The 15,155-nt window shown below is 70.4% G+C and carries 17 protein-coding genes and 3 pseudogenes; 9 read left to right on the forward strand and 11 right to left on the reverse strand.

Annotated features, from left to right (window positions below; all coding sequences use genetic code 11):
• Positions 1–99 precede the first annotated feature (99 nt).
• The gene (locus tag M2271_RS01930; protein ID WP_280885263.1) at positions 100–540 is read left to right on the forward strand and encodes a hypothetical protein; all 441 of its coding nucleotides are present in this window, start codon (positions 100–102) and stop codon (positions 538–540) included.
• A gap of 338 nt (positions 541–878) precedes the next feature.
• Here M2271_RS01930 and M2271_RS01935 read toward each other — a convergent pair whose 3' ends face one another.
• Positions 879–1,310: a hypothetical protein gene (locus tag M2271_RS01935; protein ID WP_280885264.1), complete on the reverse strand. Its 432-nt coding sequence runs from the start codon at positions 1,308–1,310 to the stop codon at positions 879–881.
• A gap of 64 nt (positions 1,311–1,374) precedes the next feature.
• Here M2271_RS01935 and M2271_RS01940 point away from each other — a divergent pair, with 64 nt between their 5' ends.
• The 3 genes from M2271_RS01940 (at position 1,375) to M2271_RS01950 (ending at position 2,175) form a co-directional block, all read left to right on the forward strand.
• A complete protein-coding gene (locus tag M2271_RS01940; RefSeq protein ID WP_280885265.1) occupies positions 1,375–1,683 on the forward strand; it encodes a hypothetical protein in 309 nt (102 codons plus the stop codon).
• A 64-nt stretch (positions 1,684–1,747) separates the two neighbouring features.
• A complete protein-coding gene (locus tag M2271_RS01945) occupies positions 1,748–1,882 on the forward strand; it encodes a hypothetical protein (RefSeq protein ID WP_280885266.1) in 135 nt (44 codons plus the stop codon).
• A gap of 65 nt (positions 1,883–1,947) precedes the next feature.
• Positions 1,948–2,175: a hypothetical protein gene (locus tag M2271_RS01950; protein WP_280885267.1), complete on the forward strand. Its 228-nt coding sequence runs from the start codon at positions 1,948–1,950 to the stop codon at positions 2,173–2,175.
• Between the two features lie 408 nt (positions 2,176–2,583).
• On the opposite strand, the pseudogene M2271_RS01955 reads toward M2271_RS01950, so the two are convergent.
• The 7 genes and pseudogenes from M2271_RS01955 to M2271_RS01985 all read right to left on the reverse strand — a co-directional run.
• Positions 2,584–3,288: pseudogene (locus tag M2271_RS01955) on the reverse strand (amidohydrolase family protein); the annotation flags it as partial.
• A gap of 142 nt (positions 3,289–3,430) precedes the next feature.
• The gene (locus tag M2271_RS01960) at positions 3,431–4,327 is read right to left on the reverse strand and encodes a LysR family transcriptional regulator (RefSeq protein WP_280885268.1); all 897 of its coding nucleotides are present in this window, start codon (positions 4,325–4,327) and stop codon (positions 3,431–3,433) included.
• 95 nt (positions 4,328–4,422) lie between these two features.
• Positions 4,423–4,806 carry a VOC family protein gene (locus M2271_RS01965; protein ID WP_280885269.1) on the reverse strand — a complete coding sequence of 128 codons (384 nt, stop codon included), beginning with the start codon at positions 4,804–4,806 and terminating at the stop codon, positions 4,423–4,425.
• A 28-nt stretch (positions 4,807–4,834) separates the two neighbouring features.
• Complete coding sequence (locus M2271_RS01970; RefSeq protein WP_280885270.1) at positions 4,835–5,995, reverse strand: aminotransferase class I/II-fold pyridoxal phosphate-dependent enzyme; 1,161 nt, start codon at positions 5,993–5,995, stop codon at positions 4,835–4,837.
• A complete protein-coding gene (locus tag M2271_RS01975; RefSeq protein WP_280885271.1) occupies positions 5,988–6,611 on the reverse strand; it encodes a hypothetical protein in 624 nt (207 codons plus the stop codon). The genes M2271_RS01970 and M2271_RS01975 overlap by 8 nt, the downstream gene beginning before the upstream one ends.
• Complete coding sequence (locus M2271_RS01980; protein WP_280885272.1) at positions 6,608–7,258, reverse strand: RraA family protein; 651 nt, start codon at positions 7,256–7,258, stop codon at positions 6,608–6,610. Before M2271_RS01980 ends, M2271_RS01975 begins: the two co-directional genes overlap by 4 nt.
• Positions 7,258–7,923, reverse strand: coding sequence for a hypothetical protein (locus M2271_RS01985; protein WP_280885273.1), 666 nt, complete (start codon positions 7,921–7,923; stop codon positions 7,258–7,260). The genes M2271_RS01980 and M2271_RS01985 overlap by 1 nt, the downstream gene beginning before the upstream one ends.
• A gap of 676 nt (positions 7,924–8,599) precedes the next feature.
• Between M2271_RS01985 and M2271_RS01990 the strand changes: the two genes are divergently transcribed.
• The 5 genes and pseudogenes from M2271_RS01990 to M2271_RS02010 all read left to right on the forward strand — a co-directional run bounded on the left by M2271_RS01990 (position 8,600) and on the right by M2271_RS02010 (position 12,353).
• On the forward strand, positions 8,600–9,967 hold the full coding sequence (locus M2271_RS01990; protein ID WP_280885274.1) for an MBL fold metallo-hydrolase: 1,368 nt from the start codon (positions 8,600–8,602) through the stop codon (positions 9,965–9,967).
• 34 nt (positions 9,968–10,001) lie between these two features.
• Positions 10,002–10,361 (forward strand): rhodanese-like domain-containing protein, encoded by a 360-nt coding sequence (locus tag M2271_RS01995; RefSeq protein ID WP_280885275.1) that lies wholly within the window; start codon positions 10,002–10,004, stop codon positions 10,359–10,361.
• Positions 10,358–10,993, forward strand: a pseudogene (locus M2271_RS02000) (TSUP family transporter); the annotation flags it as partial. The gene M2271_RS01995 and the pseudogene M2271_RS02000, both read left to right, overlap by 4 nt.
• Before the next feature lie 309 nt (positions 10,994–11,302).
• Positions 11,303–11,971: pseudogene (locus M2271_RS02005) on the forward strand (MMPL family transporter); the annotation flags it as partial.
• A gap of 115 nt (positions 11,972–12,086) precedes the next feature.
• On the forward strand, positions 12,087–12,353 hold the full coding sequence (locus M2271_RS02010) for a metal-sensitive transcriptional regulator (RefSeq protein ID WP_280885276.1): 267 nt from the start codon (positions 12,087–12,089) through the stop codon (positions 12,351–12,353).
• Positions 12,354–12,424: 71 nt separating this feature from the next.
• Here the strand turns inward: M2271_RS02010 and M2271_RS02015 are convergent, their stop codons facing one another.
• Genes M2271_RS02015 through M2271_RS02025 form a run of 3 tightly spaced genes read right to left on the reverse strand, consistent with a single transcriptional unit; the run spans position 12,425 to position 15,035 of the window.
• On the reverse strand, positions 12,425–13,252 hold the full coding sequence (locus M2271_RS02015) for a CoA ester lyase (protein ID WP_280885277.1): 828 nt from the start codon (positions 13,250–13,252) through the stop codon (positions 12,425–12,427).
• Positions 13,249–14,028, reverse strand: coding sequence for a hypothetical protein (locus M2271_RS02020; RefSeq protein WP_280885278.1), 780 nt, complete (start codon positions 14,026–14,028; stop codon positions 13,249–13,251). The genes M2271_RS02015 and M2271_RS02020 overlap by 4 nt, the downstream gene beginning before the upstream one ends.
• Positions 13,935–15,035 (reverse strand): MFS transporter, encoded by a 1,101-nt coding sequence (locus M2271_RS02025; RefSeq protein WP_280885279.1) that lies wholly within the window; start codon positions 15,033–15,035, stop codon positions 13,935–13,937. The genes M2271_RS02020 and M2271_RS02025 overlap by 94 nt, the downstream gene beginning before the upstream one ends.
• Positions 15,036–15,155 lie beyond the last annotated feature (120 nt).

A 15,155-nucleotide genomic window follows, 5' to 3' on the forward strand; every position in this document is an offset into this window, starting at 1 on the left:
GACAAGAAAGCCCACAACTGTCCGTGGGCCTGTCCGGTCTCACTCCGCGTGGACGGCAACGACCGGTCGTCCCGCCATGACACCAGCAGGGGGAACACCATGAAGTCGATCCATCACAAGGCAGCCACCGCTGGCGCCCTTGCCATCCTGGCCCTGGGCGGCACGCTCGCCGCGACCGCGCCGGCCTCGGCCGCCACTGCCGGCGCCTACAACGGGGCGTGCGGCACGGGGTACGAGGTCTTCACCTCGACTCCGATCAAGTCCTCGCAGACCACTGTGGCCGCCACCACCTACGTGGCCTACAGTTCCGCGGACAAGCAGTGGTGCGCCGTCACGGTGCGCAGCAAGCCCGGTGCCCGCGTGTTCATGGAGGTCACCCTGGACACCTGGCCGACCAGCAGCACCCCGGCGAGGGACGCCGGCTCCTACACGACCTTCGCCGGCCCGGTGTACAAGGACCTGCCCAAGCCCGGCCTGTGCATGACCTGGAGCGGTTCGATCGACATCTACTACAACTCGGACAGTGGCCTGTGCCCCTGACCTAACGGCTGTCGGCGTGGTCGACCTCCGGGTCGGCTACGCCACCTGCCCCCGCTGACCACCCACCCCGCGCCTTGCGCGACGTCGCGCGCCAGCTGTGAGACCTCGGAGGCGGAGCGCATGACGGCGGCCGAAGCGATTCTGACGACTGCGCCGACAGCATGAGACCCCGGGCCTCGAAAGGCCCGGGGTTTCTGCGGGACGGAGCGGGCGGTCAAAGGCACGTCTCAGTAGTCGTCCCGTGGGGCGGGGTGGCCGGGATGCCGGCTCGTTCTCCCCGGCACGTGGGCAGCGAGGCGCAGGCGATCGTGTGGGCCGCTCGAGGCGAGGCCTCGTGACTAACCGATCCTGGCCTGGTAGACGCCGCTGGAGACATCGGCGTCACTGGGCTTGACGGTCACGCCGCCGAGGGACTGCGTGCCGCCCGCGTCGCAATTGCCGGTCTCCCAGGCGGAGATGCCGTAGGAGGTGCCCGCGGTGACCTGGTAGGTGGTACTCACGATGATCCTGGGAGCTGCGCCGGAGGTCGTGTACTTGTTCACGCAGGTGACGGAGGTGCCGTTGTCGATCCGAAGGCTGCCGAAATACACGACGGAGTTGCCTTGACCGCGGGCCGCCATGGGTACGTCGACGGTGAGTGAGGCCGTGGGGGCGGCGGATGCCGTGGGCGCGGCAGCGAGAGCGGTGGCACTGCTGACGGCGAGCAGGGCGGTCAGGCCGAAGGCTCGGGCCGTGCGGCGCGTGCGGCTGCGGGGGGAGTTGAGGGGCATGTTTAGTTCCAGTCGTGAGGAGAGGATGAACATTCAAAAACTTCTCGCGACCATCGTCGTGTGAATGGGGGCAGCGCGGAGCCCGATTTTCAGCCAGGTCGGTCTGCGGTTGAAGTCCTTTCGCGTTCTTCGCCGGCATGGCCGTCCGAACCGCGAGTACATCCGGGACAAGTCCCTCCAAGACCCTGCCCAGGGGACGGCAAGGTGCTCGCCAAGGCGACCGGGCCGCGCCGTCGAGCAGTTCCGCCGGGTCGTCTTCGACCTGTCCGCCCACACCGGTGAGCGGATCTACGTCGAGGTCGTCGACAGGGCGACGGGCGGCTGGGGCCACATCAACGTGGACGACGTCAATGTGCCTGTCCGCCGGGAGTAGTGACTGCCAGCGCAGCAGGACGACACATCGTGCTACGCACACGAGGGCGAGGACGCGCACACTCATGGTCGTGGTGCGCGGGTTCATCATGGACGAGGCGTTCTTCGGTGATTTCGAAGTCGATGACCTGATCACCGGCTTGTGTGGGCTCATGGCCATGGCGGCTGTGGAGGAGGGACAGATGCCGCAGCGCGCCTGAAGTCTCCCATCGACTGTAGGTCAGAGCGAGCTGAGCCGGATTTTGTAGCGGCCCCGAAGCCAGGCATGTCGAACAAACCGTGCGAGCGCACGCGGCCCTGGCTGTCAGGCCCCACCGCTCTCGTGGACGCGTCTGACGAGGACTTCGATGTCGCGCTGGGCCGCATGGCGGCCAAGCGTCTGGAAGAAGCGCACAGTGCCCTTCCGGCGGAGAATGACCAGGACTTCGAAGCGGCGGTGGGCTCAGGAATGTCGGAAGGCGTTGAGGGCCGGTTGCCTCTGGCCGATGCCTGACTCGGCTCCACGCAGGCCCAGTTGCGTGAGCAGGCCGACGTACCGCACGAACCGAGGGACGCGGTCCTCGAGGAACGGCCTGACGCTGCTCGAGCGCCGACGACCGGGCGGTGTCATCGGCGCGAATTTCGAAGCACGGCCCAACGTGACCCTCAGCATCGCCTCCCAACTCCTCCAGTCCCGCGATGCGGTGAGCCGCCCCGCGTTCGTCCTGGGCCTTGATGTCCGAAGCCATCGGGCCTTCTCTGAGCGAGGCCGGCCTGAACCTCGACGTGATCCAGTTACCTCGCAGCGGTTCGATCAGGTCGGGCCCGGTCGGGGCAGCGGAGGGGTATCGACGCCAGCCAACGGGGTTCACTCAGTTCTCCTCGATCTGGAATGTTTCGGCGACGGGACGCTGGAGGGGAGTCAGGAGCATTGGCGTTCGAGCTGTTTGGACAGTCGTCCGTAGACGAAACGCGCGTTGTCCTCGAAGATGAGCCCTCGGTCGGCGTCATTGAGCCGCGGAATCGCGTCGATGTACCGGCGCGTGTTGTCGTAGTGGTGACCGGTCTCGGGATCGATGCCCTCGACCGCGCCGAATGTCTCCGAGGCGAACAGGATGTTCTCGGCTGGGATCACCTTCGTGAGCAGTTCGATGCCGGCCTGGTGGTAGACACAGGTGTCGAAGAAGACGTTCCGCAGGACGTGCTCTGCGAGGGGTGGCCGGTTCAGGCTCTGCGCGCGCCCGCGATAGCGGCCCCAGTGGTAGGGAACCGCGCCTCCGCCGTGCGGGATGATGAAGCGCAGGGTCGGGAAGTCCTTGAACAGATCACCGGTCACCAACTGCATGAACACCGCAGTGTCACCGTTGAGGTAGTGCGCCCCGGTCGTATGGAAGTTGGGGTTGTCCGAGGAGGAGACGTGCACCATCGCCGGCACGTCGAGTTCGACCATGGCTTCGTAGAGCGGATACCAGGCGCGATCGGTGAGTGGCGGTCCTGTCCAGTTTCCCCCGGACGGGTCAGGGTTGAGGTTGCAGCCGATGAAGCCGAGTTCCTCCACGCAGCGCGGGACGCTGTCCGCGGGGGAGGCGCCGGGAGTCTTTGGCAAGCTGGCAGGCGCCTCGCGGTCAAGGCTCCATGAGACAACAGCCAACCACCCCTGCTTGGCTCGCCGTTGCTGCGGCGGGCATGGGCAACTGGGGCGGCTGAGTTGGCAGCACAGGAGCATCGCCGAGGGGGCATGCGGACATGATGTGGCCGCGGCAGTTGGTCTAGGGAGTTGAGGGGAGCGGAATGGGTGCTGCGTACCGCACGAACTGTGCGACGAGCGGGCTGAGGTCCGTCGTGCGTCTGACCGCGGCGAGTCCCACGAGAGGGGCTGGCTCCCGCAACGGAAGGCAGACGACGTTCGGCATCAGCGGCCCGGATGCCGTGTGCGGCACGAGGCCGACTCCCAGACCGCAGCCGATCATGGCCAGCTGGGAATGGATGGAGTTCGCTTCGTGCCGGGGGTCCGGGCTGAAGCCGGCCTGTCGGCAGGCCGCCACGAGTTCGTCGTGGTACCTCGGCGAGATCGGCCGGGGGATCCACACCCAAGGCTCGTCCGCGAGGGCGGCGAGGTCCACGCTGTCCCCGGCGGCGAGGTCATGCCCCTGGGGGAGGGCTGCCACGAGCCGGTCGCGGCTCAGCGGATCCGAGAGCAGCCGCTCGTCGTTGCCGCTGTGGCGGATCACGGCGATGTCCAGGCGTCCGCTGAGGAGGCCCTGAACGCCTTCGATGGTGTCCAGTTCCCGTACCCGCAGTTCGATGCGAGGACGCTCGGCGCGGAAACGGCCGAGGATGGCGGGAAGTGGCTCCGAGAAGGCGGACGTGACCGCGCCGACGGTCAGGGTGCCCAGGTAGCCGGCTTGTGCCTGGGCGGCGGCCACCTGGGCGCGTTCGGCCGCCGCGGTCAGCGTGTAGCAGTGCTCCAGGAAGACAGCGCCGGGCTCGGTCAGAGCCACGGAACGGCTGGAGCGCTCCAGCAACTGCGCGTCGAGCTGCCGCTCCAGTTGCCGGATGGCCTGACTCAGCGGTGGCTGGGACATCTGCAGGCGTTCCGCGGCCCGACCGAAATGGAGCTCCTCGGCGACCGCGATGAAGTAACGGGCCTGGCGGACCTCAATCATCGAGTCGCACCCCGTCTCATCCCCGGCAGCATCAGTACCCGCAGGATATCGCCGTCGGCCGAGCGGGAGACGCCAGGGCCTCCAGGGGTGGTGCCTCAGCTGAGGTAGTTGCTGAGTTCGATGAGGTTGTTGTCCGGATCGCGCAGGTACACGCTGATGATCGGGCCTGTGGCTCCGGTCCTTTCGACCGGTCCTTCCTCCACCGCCACTCCCAGCTCGGACAGTTCCTTCACCACACGGTCGACGGGCTCATCGACGATGAGGCACAGGTCGGCGCTGCCCGGCGTCGGGCGGTGGGCCTTGGGCTCGAATTCCCTTCCGGTCTGGTGAAGGTTGATCTTGCTGTGGCCGAACGTCAGCGCGCGACGGCCGCCTTTGAACGTGACGGGCGTCATTCCCAGGACGCGTACGTAGAAGTCGACCGTGGCGTCGATGTCGGCCACCGTGAGCACCAGGTGGTCCAAACGCTGGATGTGCATCGGTGTGCACCCTTCTCTTCCCGTTTGTCTATGTGAGGGTTTCAAAAGCGCGGCACAGCCGCTGGATCGCTTCGCGCACGGCGGTGTCGCTGACGGCGAAGCAGAGTCTGAGGTGGTTCGGCGCGTGGAAGACCTCCCCGGGGACAGCGGCGACATGGGCGGTGTCCAGGAGCCAGGCGGCGACGTCCGCCGCCGATGTCCAGCGCTCGGGGTGGCGGGCGAGCAGCGCGGCGACGGACGGGAAGACGTACAGGCCGCCCGAAGGCCGCGGGCAGTCGATGCCGGGCAACGTGTTGAGGGCATCGGTCAAGAGGTCTCGGTTGGCCCGGTAGCGGGTGCGGGCCTCGTGCAGAGGCCGCTGGTCCCCGGCCAGGGCCTCGATCGCGGCGGCCTGCGTGATGAGCGGGACGTGCGTGATGGTCTGGGAGACGTTCCGGAACGCGTGGGCGACGACGGAGGCGGGGCCGGCGAGCCAGCCGATGCGCCAGCCGGTCATCGCGTGGGCCTTGGAGACCCCGTTGACCACGATGCAGCGGTCGCGGGCCCGGGGTGCGGCGGCCAGCAGCGTGGTGTGCGGGCCGTCGTAGACGAACTGGTCGTAGATGTCGTCGGCGATGATCCACACGTCGTGGCGCAGCGCCCAGTCGGCGATGTCGGCCAGCAGCTCACGGGGGTAGACCGCGCCGACCGGGTTGCCGGGACTGGCGAGGATCACCGCGCGGGTGCGCCCGGTGAGGGCCAGGTCGAGGGTCTGCGGCGTGGCGAGGAACCGGTCTTCGGCGCGCACCGGTATCGACCGGACGCGACCGCCCGCGGCCTGCACGGCGCCGTGGTGGCCCGGCCAGCCCGGGCTGGTCACCAGCACGTCCTCATCAGGGCCGAGCACCGCCTGCAGGGCGAGGGCGAGAGCGTGCTTGGTACCCAGGGTGATCTGGATGTCCTCGGCGTTCCACGGCAGTCCGGTCGCGGTGGCGAGCCGGTCGGCGGCCAGGGAGCGCAGTTCCGGCAGGCCCGCGGCAGATCCGTAGCGGTGGTAGGCAGGGTCGGCCGCGGCGCGGGCCGCCGCCGCGGTGACGTTGGCCGGCGTGGGCAGGTCGGGCTCACCCGCCGCGAGGCTGATCACGTCGGTTCCCTGGGCGCACAGCTCGGCGGCGCGGGCGCTGATGGCCAGGATGGCGTTGTCACTCACCGGGGCCGCCGGCGCCGGCGGGAGAGAGATCGTAGAGCTCAAGGGTGGTTTCTCCGTTGCGGAGTTGGCCGAAGATGTGCTGTTCCTTGCGGACACGCTCATCGGCGCGGGCGATGACCGAGGACGCTGTGTCGTGGGGCAGACAGACGACTCCGTCGGCGTCGGCGACGATCAGGTCGCCGGTGTGGACCGCGATTCCGCGCAGGACGACGGATTCGCCGAGCACTCCTGGGTGGTCCTTGCCGGTGCGGTAGACGGCGACGGACGAGGAGAAGACGGGAAAGTCCATCTCCGCGAGTTCCACGCTGTCGCGGACTCCGCCGTCGATGACCAGACCGAGCAGCCCGCGCACCTGGGCGGCTACGGCCAGTACCTCACCCCAGTGGCCATGGACCGCGCCCTGCAGGTCGGCGACGAGGACATGGCCGGGCGGGGCCGCGGCGACGGCGTTGTGCAGGGCGAGGTTGTCGCCGCCCATCCCCTGCACGGTGTAGGCAGGTCCGGCCAGCCGGGCGCCGGGCCAGGCGGGGCGCAGTCCCGGCGCGCAGGCACAGTCGAAACCGGAGGCCTCGTACAGGGTGGCGGTGGCGTGTCCGCCGGCGTAGGGGTGGGTCATCGCCGGCCCCGCTGGAGGAGGTGGTAGCCGAAGTCGGCGCGGGCCTGGCGCAGGCTGTGGCCCGCGCGTACCGCAGTGACGATGCCGTGTTCGGTGTCCTCGATCCGCTCGGCGAGTTCGATGACCTCCTGCAGCCGGGCGGCGGGTATGACGACCACGCCGTCGCTGTCGCCGCGCACCAGGTCGCCCGGCGCCACGGGTACGCCGCCCAGGGACAGGGGTGTGCCGACCATGGCGAGGCGCACCCGGTCCTTGCCGGTGCGCATGAACCGGCCGCAGCTGAACAGCGGATAGCTCTCCGAGAGGGAGGTGGCCACGTCGCGGCAGGCACCGTGCACCACGGTGCCTGCGAGGCCCCGGGCCGCGGCGGTCTGGGTCATGATCCCGCCCCAGACCGTGCAGTCCGTACGTCCGGCATTGTCGATCACCACGACAGCGCCGGGAGGCACGTCGTCGAGGAAGTCACCGACGCTGCCCTTGCCCTCGTCGGCCGGCGCGTAGGCGACGGTGAAGGCCGGCCCCGTCAGCTGGGCGGTGGGGGAGAGCGGCGCGATGCCGAGCACGGAGCCGGGCAGCCCGAGGGCGTCCAGGGCGTCGGACAGCGCGGCGGTCGGCAGGGCCGAGGCCCGCTGGGTCAGTTCGTCCATCAGTTCTTTTCCTTGATTCCGGCGAGTCGGGCATCGCGCATGGCATCGGGCAGGGCCACTCCGTCGCGCAGGTCCTCGGCGATGGCGCTCTCGCGCCGGGCCAGTGCCTGGGCGGCCTCGAGGACTTCATGGGCGCGGGTCAGGGGCACGAAGGCCACGCCGGTCTCGTCGGCGATGACGATGTCCCCCTGCGCGACGGTGGCTGGGCTGACGTGGACCGGTTCGCCGGCGGACACCTGCTGCAGGCGGCCGCGTGCGGTCACCGGCGTGGTGGCTCGGGCGTAGACAGGGAAGCCCAGGTCCCGGGCCTCGCCGACGTCACGGCAGGCTCCGTCGGCCACCACGCCGCGGACGCCGCGCAGGCTGGCGCCCAGGCTCAGCAGGCCGCCCCAGCAGGAGACGTCCGTGCGTCCGCCGTTGGCGATCACCAGGACGTGTTCGGGTCCGCTGGCGGATACGGCCGATGCGGTGATGTGGGCACCGGACGGGCCGGGGGTACGGGGCGCGAGTTCGACCGGTGCGGCGAATCCCACCAGTTTCGGACGGCCCCAGACCGGTCCGATCCCCCCTATGCCGGGCGGCAGGTCCAGTGCGTCGAGCGCGTCACTGACCGCCGCGCTGTCGAGCGCGGCGTAGGCGGCCAGGAGAGGTGTGCAGTCGTTCACGAAGTCCAGTCCACCAATCAGCTCTCATATTGTGAAGGTCCTGATGCGAATGCCAGCAATATGCTGAGCGACTTGATCGCGGGAAGGCCTGCAGGGAGGGCAAACCGCCCTGCCGGAGGGCGGGCAGATTTTCTTCGACGACGGCCGCCTGCGCTTCGCCGCGCTGGCGCCGGAGCCCGGAGCCGGCCTTCCTGCTCGACCTGCAGGCTGGGCGAGCGTGATGCTGCCCCGCGTAGGCCTGCCGAGAGGGCGCGGGAAGTGTTCTTCCGGGCCGGCGCCGACCAAGCGTTCACCTCGGTTACCGGCGGCGAGGCGCGACTCAGGACCTCCCGTCACCATTGCGGTGCTCCTGGTGGCCCACAGCTGCAACGTCGGCCCCGTCCCCGTCATCAGCGGGGTTGAGGCGCTGAAGTGCGGACGGCTGGCCCGCGAACGCCGGGCTGGTCGACACCCAGGCGGTGATCCCGCGTCGGAGTGTGGGCGGCGGGCTTGTCGCCCGTGGACGGGATGCAGTCAAGACCGGATTCCTCGATGCCCCGGCGGACGTCGGCCGGGGTGAGGGCAATGCCGGGCATGGGGCAATCCGCCTCGGAAAAATACCCCCCCGGGTATCTCTGTTAGAGTCGGTCTGAGATACCCCCCGGGGTAATTTGTTTTCTCGGAAGGAGCTGGAGCCGTGTTCTTCGTCGACACCCTGGAGTTCGAGGGCCTGGGCAACCGCAGCTACCTGGCCGGCGGCGCCCGTGCCGCAGTCGTGATCGACCCGCCGCGCGACATCGACCAGGTGGTGGCGGCTGCGGCCCGGCGCGGGGTGCGGATCGCGTTCGTGGCGGAGACCCACGTGCACAACGACTACGTCAGTGGCGGTCTGGAACTGGCCCGCCTGACCGGCGCCCGCTACCTGGTGCCGGCCGGTGCTTCGGTGTCCTTCGCCCGCACTCCGGTCGCCGACGGTGACGCTCTCACCGTCGATGAGGGCCTGGTGCTGCGGGCGATCGCCACTCCTGGTCACACTCCTCACCACACCTCCTACGTCCTGCGGGACGGCGGGCGCGGGGTGGCGGCCTTCACCGGCGGCTCGCTGCTGATCGGCTCGGTGGGGCGTCCGGACCTGGTGGAGCCGCGGCTGACCGAGCGGTTGGCCCGTGCCCAGCACGCCTCCGCCCACCGGCTCGCCGGCGAGCTGGATGACGAGGTGCCGGTACTTCCCACGCATGGCTTCGGCAGCTTCTGCTCCTCCTCCCCGGCCGAGGGGGACACCTCCACGATCGGCAAGGAGCGGGCAGCCAATGAGGCTCTCACCCTGGACGTGGACACCTTCGTCACGCGGATGCTGGCCGGACTGGAGGACGTGCCCGCCTACTACGCGCACATGGCCCCGGCCAACGCGGCAGGCCCCGCACCTGTCGATCTGACGCCGCCCGAGCCCGCCGACGCCGCCGGGATCGCGCAGCGGCTGGCCGCCGGTGAGTGGGTGGTGGACCTGCGCAGCCGCGTCGCCTTCGCCCAGGGGCATGTGGCCGGGGCGTTCAACTTCGAGGGTGAGGGCAAGATCGCCACCTACCTGGCGTGGCTGATCCCGTGGGGCAAGCCCGTCACCCTGCTGGCCGAGACGCCCGACCAGATCGCCGACGCCCAGCGGGAGCTGGCCCGGGTCGGCATCGACCGCCCGGCCGCCGCCGCCACCGGCGACCTGGCCTCCTGGGTGAGGGAGAAGGACGACCTCGCGTCGTTCCCGCGCGCCGCCTTCGCCGACCTCGCCGCCGTGCGCGAGCGCGGCGAGCGGGTGGTGGTGCTGGACGTGCGCCGCGACTCCGAACGCGCGGGCGGATTCATCGACGGCTCGGTGCACATTCCGATCCACCAGCTGCACGGCCGCCTCGGCGAGGTCCCGGCGGGCACCGTGTGGGTGCACTGCGCCGGCGGGATGCGCGCGGCGATCGCCGCGTCCCTGCTCGATGCGGCCGGACGCGACGTCGTCGCTGTCGACGACGCCTTCGATGCCGCCAAGGACGCCGGACTGCCCCTCGCCACCGGCAGCTGAGAAACCCGCACACCACCAGCAGAAGGAGATGCCGATGCCCCTCTTCGGTCGCGGCCCCGGCCGCCTCACCCCCCAGCAGGCGCGTGAGCGCACGACCGACAACACCACGGTGCTGCTCGACGTCCGCGAAACGCCCGAGTGGAAGGCCGGGCACGCGCCCGGCGCCGTTCATCTGCCGCTGACCCGCCTGCTGGCCGGCGCGGCACTGCCGGCCCAAGCGCAGGGCCGGCCGGTGGTGACGGTCTGCCGTTCCGGTCACCGCTCGCGCCAGGCCGCCGAACTCCTGGCCTCCCGCGGCGTCGACGTCCTGGACGTGAGGGGCGGCATGAGTGCCTGGGCGAAGGCCGGGCTGCCGGTGGTCGACGAACGCGGGCGGGGCGGCTCGATAGCGTGAGCGCCCTGGTCCTGGCCCTGATCGCGGGGGCCGTGGTCGGCCTGGCGCTCGGCGCGCTCGGCGGAGGCGGCAGCGTCCTTGCCGTCCCCGCCCTGATCTACCTGCTCGGCTTCACCCCCGCCGCGGCCACCACCGCGAGCCTGCTCATCGTCACCGCCACCTCCGCCACCGCCCTGTACGCCCACGCCCGGACCGGACACGTGCGCTGGAAAGCCGGGGCCGCCTTCGCCGCGGCCGGTCTTTTCCCGGCCGCGCTGGCCGGGGCGGCAGCCGCCCGGCTGCCGCAGGCGGTACTGACCGCCGCGTTCGCCGCCGTAGCCGCCCTGGCCGCGGTGAAGATGCTGCGCCCCGCCCCAGCCGCCGGACCGTCCAAGACGGGGCCGGTGAGGGCAGCCGGCACCGGCGCGGGCCTGGGGGCGCTGACGGGGCTGCTCGGGGTGGGCGGCGGGTTCCTCGCCGTCCCCGCCCTGGTCACCGTCCTGGCATTCGAGATGCAGGCCGCCGTCGGCACCAGCCTGCTGGACGCTCTCGCCCTGCCCTGGTCCCGTACCGGCGAACACCGCTCCGCCCGCTTCGCCGCCTGGGGCGAGCGACTGTGGCGCCGCCCGGTCCTCTTCGGCGCCGCCGCCCTGGTCGTTTCGATCGCCCTGGCCGCCCCCGTGCTCGGACTGCGCACCGCCATGCCTTCGATCACCGTGCTGCCGGGCGACGCCTCCGCCCGCGCCGGCTACACAGCCGTCCAGGACGCCTTCGGCCCCGGCGCCCCCGGCACCCTGCAGATCCTCACCCCCACCGGCCAGGCGGCCACCGTCACCGACCAGCTGAAAAACACCGACGGCATCGCCGGCGTCATGCCCGCCCAAGCAGCCACCGACCACTCGGGCCTCTCCCTCATCCAGGCCGTGCCCACCGTCGACCCCTCCGACCCCGCCCTGGCCACCACCGTGGACCACCTGCGCGCCGACCTCCCCGACAAGGCGCTGATCGGCGGCGCCGCCGTGGAAAACCTCGACCTGCAACACCTGCTGACCGACAAGACCCCCCTGGTCATCGGTGTCGTCCTCGCCCTCGGCTTCATCCTGCTGCTGGTGGCTCTGCAGGCCCCGCTGATCGCCGCCCTCGGCACGCTCACCAGCCTGCTGTCCACCGGCGCGGCCTTCGGCGCCGCACGCCTGATCTTCCAGGACGGACACGGCGCGAACCTGCTCGGCTTCACTTCGCAGGGATTCCTCGACGGCTGGGCACCGGTGTTCTTCTTCGCCATGATCTTCGCCATCGCCATGGACTACACCGTCTTCCTCCTCGCCTCCGCCAAGGAGCACTACGAAAAGACAGGCGACCCCCGCGACGCGATGACCGGCTCCCTGGCCCACTCCGGCCGCATCATCTTCGCCGCCGCCGTCATGGTCGCCGTGTTCTTCACCTTCGCGCTCTCCGGGCCGCTGCCTCCCAAGGAAATGGGCGTCATTCTGGGCATCGCCGTCCTGCTCGACGCCGCCCTGGTGCGCCTGGTCCTGCTGCCGGTCCTGCTCCGCCTGACCGGCCATGCCGCCTGGTGGAGCCCGGCCTGGCTGCGCCGTCTCCTGCCCGACATCCGCTTCGCCCACTGACGCCGAACCAAGACCGCGGTGTCCCCGTAAGGCGTACGTGCCGGCTGGGGACACCACCTATACCCCCCGGGGTACCATGGAAGAGACGTTCGACATCAGGAGGCGCCCCGTGGGCATGAGCGTGGACGACGAAGCGATCGGAGCGGTACTCAACCGGCTACGCCGGGCCCAGGGCCAACTGGCCGGAGTCATCGCCATGATCGAGGCAGGACGCGACTGCAAAGACGTCGTCACCCAGCTCGCCGCGGTCTCCCGCGCCCTGGACCGGGCCGGCTTCAAAATCGTCGCCAGTGGCATGCGCCAGTGCATGACCGCCGCCGACGACCAGACACCCCCCATGACCGAGGACGAACTGGAAAAGCTCTTCCTGGCCCTGGCTTAGCGCACGCTCCGACACGGATGTGCCTCAGGCCCCGACCCGGGGGTGGAACAGGGCGAGCTCGTCGGGCAGCGTCAGGGAGCGGCAGGCCGCTCCCTGGCCTGTGCCAGGACGCGTCGTGCCCGTTCCAGTACCGGCTTGTCCACCATCTGTCCGTCGAGCGTGGTGACCGAACTTCCGGCATCGAGAACGGCGCGCGCCCACCGCACTTCGGTGTCGGAGGGGGCGAATCCGGCGGCGACGGCCTGGACCTGCGCAGGGTGGACGCAGAGCTTTCCGGTGAAGCCCAGCCGCCGGGCGTGAGCGACGTCGGCACCCAAGGCACCGGCGTCCCTGATGGCCGTCGTCACACCGTCGATCGGCGGGCAGATGCCCGCCGCGGCCAAGGCCACGACCAGCCGGGAGCGCGCATACGCCAGCGCCGCGTGGTCGTCGTGGGCGACACCGAGCTGGGCAGCCAGGTCGACGTTGCCGAAAGCGGCTCTGGTGATGCCGGGTGCGGCGCACACCTCGTGGACCCGCTCCACGCCGAGGGCCGTCTCGATGAGCGGGATGAGCGCGCACCGTCCCGCCGTGCGGGCGGCGAGCTCCGCGAGTACGGCGGGGTCCTCGGCCTTGGGCACCATCACCGGGCAGCCGTGATCGGCCGCCACGCCGAGATCCGCCTCGGACCAGGGTGCGCTGGGTGGGTTGATCCGTACGATCGCCTGGTTGCCGCGGGCGAGCCAGGCGGCGGCGTTGTCGCGGGCGTGGTCCTTGTCCGCGGCGGCGACCGCGTCTTCGAGGTCGATGATGATGAGGTCGGCGCCGGAGGCCACCGCCTTGTCGAAGCGGTCGGGCCGGTCTCCGGGCACGAACAGCAGGCTCCGGGCGGTGGCGATGCGGTCGCTGAGCACGGTCATGCGAACGTCACCTCGGCGGTGGCGTGCCGCTCCTCCCGGTGGGTGGCGATGCGCAGCTCGGCGCGATCGTCGACGCGGGTGCCGCAGGCCAGCAGGCGCTCGCCGGCGAACACCGGCCGCCGCAGCCGGTAGGACAGGGAGCGCAATCGCCGTTGCGGGGCGTGGCGGCGGGCCAGTTCGAGCATGAGCAGGGCCAGCAGGGGCCCGTGGACGACGAGGCCGGGGTAGCCCTCTTCGCCCTGGCAGTACGGGCTGTCGTAGTGGATGCGGTGGGCGTTCGCGGTCAGGGCACTGAACCGGAAGAGCAGCGCCGGGTCCGCGCGCAGCGGCAGCTGCCATGGGGCATCGGTGTCCGGGAAAGCGGACTCGTCGATCCCGGCCGGGTGCTCGCCTGCGCTGCGTCCCGACCGGTAGACGATGTCCTGTTCCTCGACGAGGCACGTGCGGCCGTGCTGGCGGAACTCACGGCGCTCGGTGACGAACAGCATCTCCCCGGTGCGGCCCTGTTTGGCGGTCACCGTGCCCAGGCTGCTGATGCGTTCGGCCGGTTCGCCGAGGCGGAGCGGCTCGGTGATCTCGCAGCGGCCGCCGGCCCACATGCGCTGCCGGTGGGGGAGGGGCGGCAGGAAGTGGCCGTTCAGTGGGTGGCCGTCAGCGCCGAGTTCCCGCCCGGCGGGCCAGCTCAGGAAGTAGAGCCACTGCCACAGCGCAGGGAGCGGGTCACCGGCCTTCGCGGCCGTGTCGGAAAGGTCCAGGGTCGCCGACAGGGCCGCCACCGGGACGGCGGACAGGGGGTCTTCGTCCGTGACCGGCCCGGGAGTCCACGACTGCACGTACGAGCTGAGCGAGGGGGATGGGGTGGGCTGCATCGTCCTTCTGTCCTTGAAGTCAGCATGTAGACGAACAGGGCGGCGAAACCGATCACGGAGACCGTCGACTTCGGGATGCCCGCGGTGTTCACCAGGTACTTCTGCAGATAGGTGGTGTAGGTGTAGAAGGCGACGGTGCCGCCGATGGCCAGCCCGAAGACGACGGTGAGCTGGCGCGGGTACTCGGTGAACAGGGCGCGCAGGCCTTTGCGTTCCCGGACGCCCGGATCCTGTACGGCGGCCTTCGCCTGCTCCTGCTGGAAGTGCTGCGACTCCTCCATGGTGCGGCGCAGGTACATCACGACCAGACCGGCCACCGCGCCGATCACGAACGGGATGCGCCAGCCCCACGTCTTCAGCTGCTCCTCGGTCAGCAGGTTCTGCAGCATGATCATCACGAGCAGGGCGGAAAGCTGGCCGAGCACGATGGACACGTACTGGAAGCTGGAGTAGAAGCCGCGCCGCCCGGGGGGAGCGACCTCGGCGAGATAGGAGGCGCTGGAGCCGAACTCGCCGCCGACGGAGAGCCCTTGGGCCAGGCGTGCCAGGACCAGGAGGACCGGCGCCCACAGGCCGATGCTCTGGTGGCCGGGGATGACCGCGATGGTGAGCGATCCGGCGCTCATGAGCGTGACCGAGAGGGTCAGCGCGCTGCGGCGGCCGTGCCGGTCGGCGTACGCCCCGAGCAGCCAGCCGCCGAGGGGACGCATGAGGAAGCCGACGGCGAAGACGACCGCGGTGGACAGGAGCTGCGCCGTCTGGTTCCCGTCGGGGAAGAACACGGCCGCGAAGTAGACGCTGAAGGTGGCGTAGACGAACCAGTCGTACCACTCGATGAGGTTGCCCAGGCAGCCGCGTATGACGTTGGCCGTGACCCGGGACTGTGCGGGGACGGGGAGGGGTGGCTGCGACACAGGAAGCTCCGTTGCTCTCGTCGCGGTGGAGGCCGCTCCCGCGGCGCCCGAGCCGTGAGGGAGCAACCTTGAGTGAGCGGAGAAACCTTCTCCTTCCTGCCGGAACAGGCGGTGGAGGTG

Source organism: Streptomyces sp. LBL (assembly GCF_029893585.1).
In the GTDB taxonomy this organism is placed as follows: domain Bacteria; phylum Actinomycetota; class Actinomycetes; order Streptomycetales; family Streptomycetaceae; genus Streptomyces.